6 protein-coding genes, 1 tRNA gene and 1 rRNA gene are annotated in these 6632 nt (G+C 39.7%); 1 reads left to right on the forward strand and 7 read right to left on the reverse strand.

Going from position 1 to position 6632, the window contains the following annotated elements:
- Nucleotides 1-12: 12 nt before the first annotated feature.
- On the reverse strand, nucleotides 13-663 hold the full coding sequence (locus ACFSFY_RS16330) for a redox-sensing transcriptional repressor Rex (RefSeq protein WP_381539906.1): 651 nt from the start codon (nucleotides 661-663) through the stop codon (nucleotides 13-15).
- Between the two features lie 119 nt (nucleotides 664-782).
- Between ACFSFY_RS16330 and ACFSFY_RS16335 the strand changes: the two genes are divergently transcribed.
- On the forward strand, nucleotides 783-2714 hold the full coding sequence (locus tag ACFSFY_RS16335; RefSeq protein WP_381539908.1) for an ABC-F family ATP-binding cassette domain-containing protein: 1932 nt from the start codon (nucleotides 783-785) through the stop codon (nucleotides 2712-2714).
- A 379-nt stretch (nucleotides 2715-3093) separates the two neighbouring features.
- Here the strand turns inward: ACFSFY_RS16335 and tsaD are convergent, their stop codons facing one another.
- The 6 genes from tsaD to rrf all read right to left on the reverse strand — a co-directional run.
- Entirely contained in the window at nucleotides 3094-4116 is a 1023-nt protein-coding gene (gene tsaD / locus ACFSFY_RS16340; RefSeq protein WP_381539910.1) for a tRNA (adenosine(37)-N6)-threonylcarbamoyltransferase complex transferase subunit TsaD, read from the reverse strand.
- Nucleotides 4113-4565, reverse strand: coding sequence for a ribosomal protein S18-alanine N-acetyltransferase (gene rimI / locus ACFSFY_RS16345; RefSeq protein WP_381539912.1), 453 nt, complete (start codon nucleotides 4563-4565; stop codon nucleotides 4113-4115). The genes tsaD and rimI overlap by 4 nt, the downstream gene beginning before the upstream one ends.
- Entirely contained in the window at nucleotides 4558-5268 is a 711-nt protein-coding gene (gene tsaB / locus ACFSFY_RS16350) for a tRNA (adenosine(37)-N6)-threonylcarbamoyltransferase complex dimerization subunit type 1 TsaB (protein ID WP_381539914.1), read from the reverse strand. Before tsaB ends, rimI begins: the two co-directional genes overlap by 8 nt.
- Entirely contained in the window at nucleotides 5265-5717 is a 453-nt protein-coding gene (gene tsaE / locus ACFSFY_RS16355; protein WP_381539916.1) for a tRNA (adenosine(37)-N6)-threonylcarbamoyltransferase complex ATPase subunit type 1 TsaE, read from the reverse strand. Before tsaE ends, tsaB begins: the two co-directional genes overlap by 4 nt.
- A gap of 690 nt (nucleotides 5718-6407) precedes the next feature.
- Nucleotides 6408-6483: transfer RNA gene (locus tag ACFSFY_RS16360), tRNA-Asp, on the reverse strand.
- A gap of 43 nt (nucleotides 6484-6526) precedes the next feature.
- Nucleotides 6527-6632: ribosomal RNA gene (gene rrf / locus ACFSFY_RS16365) — 5S ribosomal RNA — on the reverse strand; the annotation flags it as partial.

Raw genomic sequence — 6632 nt, forward strand, 5'->3', positions numbered from 1 at the left:
ACAAACAGGGCGTTACATATGTGAATCTTTTACGTCGTTTTTAATGAAATAAATCAGTGTTTGCAACTCTACAGACAAATCAATTGTGTGTACGCGGACATTTTCAGGTGCTGCAAGACGTACAGGAGTGAAATTTAAAATGCCTTTAATTCCTGTTTTGACAACCTTATCTGTGACTTCCTGAGCTACTTGTGCCGGAACTGTAAGTAAAACGAGTTCAATATTAAACTCAAGCATTTTTTCCTTTAACATACTCGGTGGAAAAACAGGAATTCCACTAATGATATGCCCTTCAACAGGCGCCTTGGGATCGAATGCAAGAACAATTCGGGTGTTATGATTTTTATGAAAGTTATACTTTAGGAATGCGTTGCCTAAACTACCTACACCAACAAGCGCTACATCTGTTACCTCATCCTGATCAAGTGTTTGCCTGAAAAAATTGACTAAGTATTGAACATCATATCCATAGCCTTTTCTCCCAAGTGCACCAAAATGTGAAAAGTCTCTTCTAATCGTTGCTGCATCTATTTTCATCAATTCACTTAACTCACTTGAAGAAACTCTTTTTTTCCCTGCATTTGTAAGATTTTGTAGAAATCTATAATAGAGAGGCAATCGTTTTGAAGTCGCTTGTGGAATCTTTACTTTTTCCTCAATCATCCTAATCCTCCTGGCTGTGCTTTAAGGCCTTCATCGTACAGTAAAAACTAGACATTGTAAAGGTCTGTCATTGCGTACAACACACCATTCTATTACACTAATAATAAGAGGTGTTCAATGTGATTGTATTACAAGTAAATGGACTAACAAAATCATTTTCAGGAACAGATATATTAAGTAATGTACAACTAGAAGTTCAACATCGTGACCGTGTTGCGCTCGTTGGACGTAATGGCGCTGGGAAGTCTACACTTTTAAAAATAATTGCTGGTGAAATGACAGCAGATTCAGGCGATCTTATTATTCCAAAAGATGTCCGTATTGGTTACCTCGAACAGCATTCTGGTATTGATTCCACATTAACAATTTGGGAAGAAATGATGACTGTTTTTGAGCACTTGCATGATATGGAAAAAAGACTTCGTTTATTAGAAGTCCAAATGGCCGATCCAGCAATTTATGAATCACCAGAAGAATTTGAACGTGTTACAAAAGAATACGACACCCTGCAAACTGATTTTAAAGACAGTGGTGGTTATCAGTATGAATCGGATACCCGCTCCATCCTACACGGAATGCGGTTCTATCCGAGTGATTACGACAAAGAAGTAAACCTTCTATCCGGAGGACAAAAAACGAGGCTAGCACTCGCTAAAATGCTTCTGAGCAAACCTGACTTATTAATTCTCGATGAACCGACAAACCATCTGGACATAGAAACACTTGGTTGGTTGGAAAAATATTTAGTTGGTTATGAAGGGGCACTCCTTGTTGTTTCTCATGATAGATATTTTCTCGACCAAATTGTAACACTTGTTTATGAGGTGTCTAGAAGGAAAGTTACAAAATATACAGGGAACTACAGTAACTATCTGAATGAAAAAGCGAAAAACTATGAACGCGATCAAAAGCTTTATGAAAGAGAAACAACTGAACGTGCTCGACTCGAAGAATTTGTCCAGAAAAACATTGCACGTGCCTCCACATCCAAAATGGCTCAAAGCCGACGTAAAATAATTGAACGCACCGACTGGATGGAATCTCCAGATGGTGAAGAAAAGTCAGCGAAATTTACGTTCTCAATTGATCGGCCGAGTGGTAACGATGTGCTGGCATTCGATGATTTGGCAATTGGGTACGATGGGGTTCCCGTATCGGAAGGACTCGATATGCGTGTTTATAAAGGGGATCGCATTGCGATTATTGGCCCCAACGGTGTTGGGAAATCGACACTACTCAAAACAATCATAAAAAAACACGATACACTGGCCGGGACGATTCGCTACGGTACAAATGTACAATTCGGGTATTATGACCAGGAACAAGCTACTCTTATCGGTACAAGCAGCGTCTTACAAGAGTTATGGAACGACTGGCCTATGATGAATGAAAAAGATGTGCGGGGTATATTGGGACGATTCCTATTTACTGGAGATGACGTAAGTAAACCCGTCACCTCATTATCTGGTGGAGAAAAAGCTCGGTTATCGCTTGCAAAACTAATGCTAAAAAAATCCAATACACTTTTACTGGATGAACCTACAAACCATCTGGATTTAGATAGTAAAGAAGTACTCGAGAATGCATTAGACGGTTTTCCCGGAACAATTATTTTCGTCTCCCACGATCGCTATTTCATCAATCGAATTGCAACAAAAGTAATCGATATCAATTCAACAGAAGCTGTCGAATACTTAGGAGATTACGATTACTATCTAGAAAAAAAGCTTGAAAAAGCCGAACTTCTTGCCGAAAGTCTTTCTGCAGCAACAATCAATACAACAGGAAATGAAAAAGTAGTAGTCGATGATGACAAAGAAAAGAAACGCCAAGAACGCAGACTTTCAAGAGCCATCGCCGAACTCGAAACTGAAATTGCAGTACTTGATGAAAAGATTGTAGAACTTCAAGCAGAACTTGAAAATAAAGCACATTCAGATGATCATATTAAGTTAATGGAAATTCAAGCATTCATTGATGCAGCTCAAAATGATCACGACTTAAAAGCGGAGGAATGGCTTACATTACAAGATGAACTCGAAAGCCTATAATTTAAATAAAAAAAGCCCCATTCAAAATCTAACATTTTGAATGGGGCTTTCCTATTTGTAGTTTACTAAAAGAGCTAACATTTGTTTCAAGTCAAAAATAATTTGCCCACACAGTTACTAACAGCTACAGAGCTTTTAAATCAACTATAAACAGACTTATGCACACTATCCACAAAAAATCATTTAGTTATACACAAAGTTATCCTTCTATCACCATTAATAAATCAACAACTCTGTAAGTTGCCCACATCTTATGCACAAATTGTGCATAAGTACGGATGTTCCCTCTTGACAAACAACTTATCTGCAAGCTTTCCACAGGCAGTAAAATAAAAAATGCGGAGACTGTTAGTAAAAGACAGTCTCCACATCTTTATAGTCATTTATTCCAAGACATAAGTTCCATACCTGGTTTTCCATTCATCGCGAGCGTTCCTCGAACTCCTGCATCGAACATGGACGTTCCAGCTGCAGCAATCATTGCTGCATTGTCTGTGCATAAAGAAATGGGTGGAACTTTAAAAGGGATGTCCAACTTTTTAAATTCTTTTTCAAGAGAATTTCTTAATCCATTGTTCGCCGCTACTCCACCGGCTGCTATAACTTGCTTCACTCCAAATTCTTTTGCTGCTCTTACAGACTTAGTTGTCAAAACATCTATAATGCTCGATTGAAATCCTGATGCAACATGTTCTGGATTCACAGTCTCACCACGTTGCTCAAGATTATGCTTATAATTAATGACCGATGATTTCAGTCCACTAAAACTGAAATCGTACGAATCTTTTTCAAGCCAAGCCCTTGGGAACTCAATTTCACCATCACTTGCAGCAGCCAACTTATCAATACCTGGACCACCTGGATAAGGCAGACCAAGTACTCGGGCTACTTTGTCGTAGGCCTCTCCAGCTGCATCATCACGGGTCTCCCCAATCAGATTAAACGAACCATGCTCATCCATCAGTATAAGCTCTGTATGGCCTCCTGAAACGATGAGTGCTAATAAAGGAAACTCCATCTTTTGCATTAATTGGTTGGCATAAATATGGCCAGCAATATGATGGACACCAATAATGGGTAAGCCGTTGGCAAATGCAAAAGCCTTTGCGGCATTAATGCCTATCAAAAGTGCACCCACTAATCCTGGTCCTTCAGTAACCGCAACTGCATCAAGATCTGAGGGTTGTAATCCCGCTTCTGTAAGAGCTTCATCTATTACAATCGTAATTTGCTCCACATGGTGTCTAGAAGCAACTTCAGGAACTACACCGCCAAATCTTTTTTGACTCGTAATTTGGGATGCAACAATATTGGAGATAATTTCCGTTCCATTTTTAACAATCGAGGCTGCAGTTTCATCACAACTTGTTTCTATTCCTAAAATATAAGTATCTTTTTTCATATTAGCTCCACCCACATGACGAGCGCATCTTCATGGTCGTCAGAATAATAGTTTTTTCGTATCCCACCATCTTGAAATCCAAGCTTTCTATATAAATTTTGTGCCGTACTGTTGGTCAAACGCACTTCCAACGTCATTGTACGAACAGCCAATTCTTTACAAAAGTCCATGCACTCTCGCATAAGTCCTTCACCAATTCCATTACCCCGCATATGTTCACGCACCGCAACATTTGTAATGTGGCATTCATCTAGAACGATCCACATTCCCATATGTCCGATAACCTCATTATCTACTTCGGCTACAACATAATAAGCATACTCATTCCCATTCATTTCATGTTCAAATATTTCCGTTGTCCAAGGAGTAGGAAAAGCTTCTTCCTCAATACCAACAACTGCTGGTATATCCTCAGCTACCATTTCTCTATAAAGAATATTTTCAATCATGGCTTTGACCCTTTCCCTGTTCTTTCAACCAATTTGCTTCTGCTTCAGGTATACGACGGTATTCTGGAACAAAACTATGCACATCTTCCGACTCACTTACTTGTTCTGCGATGTGAATGAGTGATGAAGCGCGTGGTAAATTCATATAAAACGGAGCAATAACAGCTCTGTCTCCAAATGTTTCAACTAAAAATTCTTCGTGCATTGCTGTATCTTTCCCCACAAATAAAATAGGTTCATTAAATTCAATAAGAAGACTCTTTAAATATTCGATACTATAATGACCATCCTCTATAATTGTTTCTAATTCACCATCTGCATATTTATAAACTCCAGAATACACATTATTTCTACGTGCATCTACAATCGGGCAGATGAAACCATTGAAAAAGACTCCGTTAGCAGCCAGTACTTTTAAGCTTGAAACCCCAAATACCGGTTTTTTAAGTGTCCAAGCAAGTGTTTTTGCGATGGTTACTCCAATTCGAACGCCAGTATAAGATCCTGGACCTTCAGAAACAGCAATTGCATCAATTTCAGAAGGCGTAATTCCCACCTTACTAAACACTTCTTCAATTGCAGGCATCGCACGGAGCGAGTGATTGTTAGTCATTGAAGTATTTTCCTCAGATAACAGAACACCATCCTTAACGATAGCTACAGACAGCGGTGTATTCGAAGTATCTATACCAAGCCAAATCATAAGAAAACCCCCTCACAAATTGTTTCATATCTTGTACCAATCGGATTAAACGTAATGATCCTACCCGTCTCACTTGAATGTTCAATTCGTATTTCCAATCGCTCTTCCGGCAACTCATCCTTTATTAAATGAGCCCACTCGATAACTGATATTGCGTCGCCATAAAAAAGCTCGTCCCAACCAAGATCCTCTTCACTATCCGCCAGACGATATACATCCAGATGATTCAATGGATAGGTTCCCATGTATTGCTTTACAATCGTATATGTCGGACTATTTACAGTCCGTTTAACACCAAGCCCTTTTGCAAGTGCTTGTGTAAATGTCGTTTTACCTGCACCTAGATTTCCTTCAAGAGTAATAACATCTGGTGGAGTCAGCAAAGCCGCAAGTTTAGTTGCAATTGCCTGTGTTTCTTCCAGTGAAAAAACTTCAAATTTCTTTTCCATTTTAATTTCCCTTCCGTAGAGGAGTTCATTAACCAACTTCTCTCTATTCTGCTATATTTCCATATCGAAATCCAGAATTATAATCGCAATTCGTTAATAAAACCTTTTTATGTAGAACAGCCCAAGAGTTTTGTTGTGCATCCATGGTTTTAATGATGTCTTTTCAATTCGCAAGTATGTACCCGCAATCTCGAGGGATGTCCTCTCAATTCACGAGTATGTACCCGCAATCTCGAGTGATGTCCTCTCAATTCACAAGTATGTACCCGCAATCGAGTGATGTCCTCTCAATTCCAGAGTATGTACCCTCAATCTCGGGTGATGTCCTCTCAATTTCAGAGTATGTACCCGCAATCGAGTGATGTCCTCTCAATTTCAGAGTATGTACCCTCTATCTCGGGTGATGTCCTCTCAATTCACAAGTATGTACCCGCAATCAACTGATGTCCTCTCCATTTCAGAGTATGTACCCTCTATCTCGAGCTAACTCCCCCGAAATCCGTATTATGTCCGCCCAATCTCCGAAGATGTCCCCTGAATTGGTTCTAGACCCCTCAAAAGCAGTTGCGCACGCCGAAAGTCTCGTTAAATACATTCTTTCCATTGCAAATTTATGTAATCTATTTAAATAGAACAAAAAAACCGACTCTGGAATAAATCCCAAGAATCGGTTATGAATTTTAAATTAAATGGCGGTCCCGACGGGAATCGAACCCGCGATCTCCTGCGTGACAGGCAGGCATGTTAACCGCTACACCACGGGACCAAAATATGTATTTGACATACGAAATGTCAATAAAGAATTAAGAGACTGGCAACGTCCTACTCTTGCAGGGGGGAACCCCCAACTACCATCGGCGCTGAAGAGCTTAACTACCGTGTTCGAGATGGGAACGGGTGTGACCTCTTCGCTAT

Source organism: Sporosarcina siberiensis, from assembly GCF_042681925.1.
GTDB classification, from domain to species: domain Bacteria; phylum Bacillota; class Bacilli; order Bacillales_A; family Planococcaceae; genus Sporosarcina; species Sporosarcina siberiensis.

Excerpts from the sequence above, each read along its gene's own strand:
- ACFSFY_RS16330 (WP_381539906.1), bottom strand. The coding sequence starts at position 663 with ATGATTGAGGAAAAAGTAAAGATTCCACAAGCGACTTCAAAACGATTG.
- tsaD (WP_381539910.1), bottom strand. The coding sequence starts at position 4,116 with ATGAAAAAAGATACTTATATTTTAGGAATAGAAACAAGTTGTGATGAA.
- rimI (WP_381539912.1), bottom strand. The coding sequence starts at position 4,565 with ATGATTGAAAATATTCTTTATAGAGAAATGGTAGCTGAGGATATACCA.
- tsaB (WP_381539914.1), bottom strand. The coding sequence starts at position 5,268 with ATGATTTGGCTTGGTATAGATACTTCGAATACACCGCTGTCTGTAGCT.
- tsaE (WP_381539916.1), bottom strand. The coding sequence starts at position 5,717 with ATGGAAAAGAAATTTGAAGTTTTTTCACTGGAAGAAACACAGGCAATT.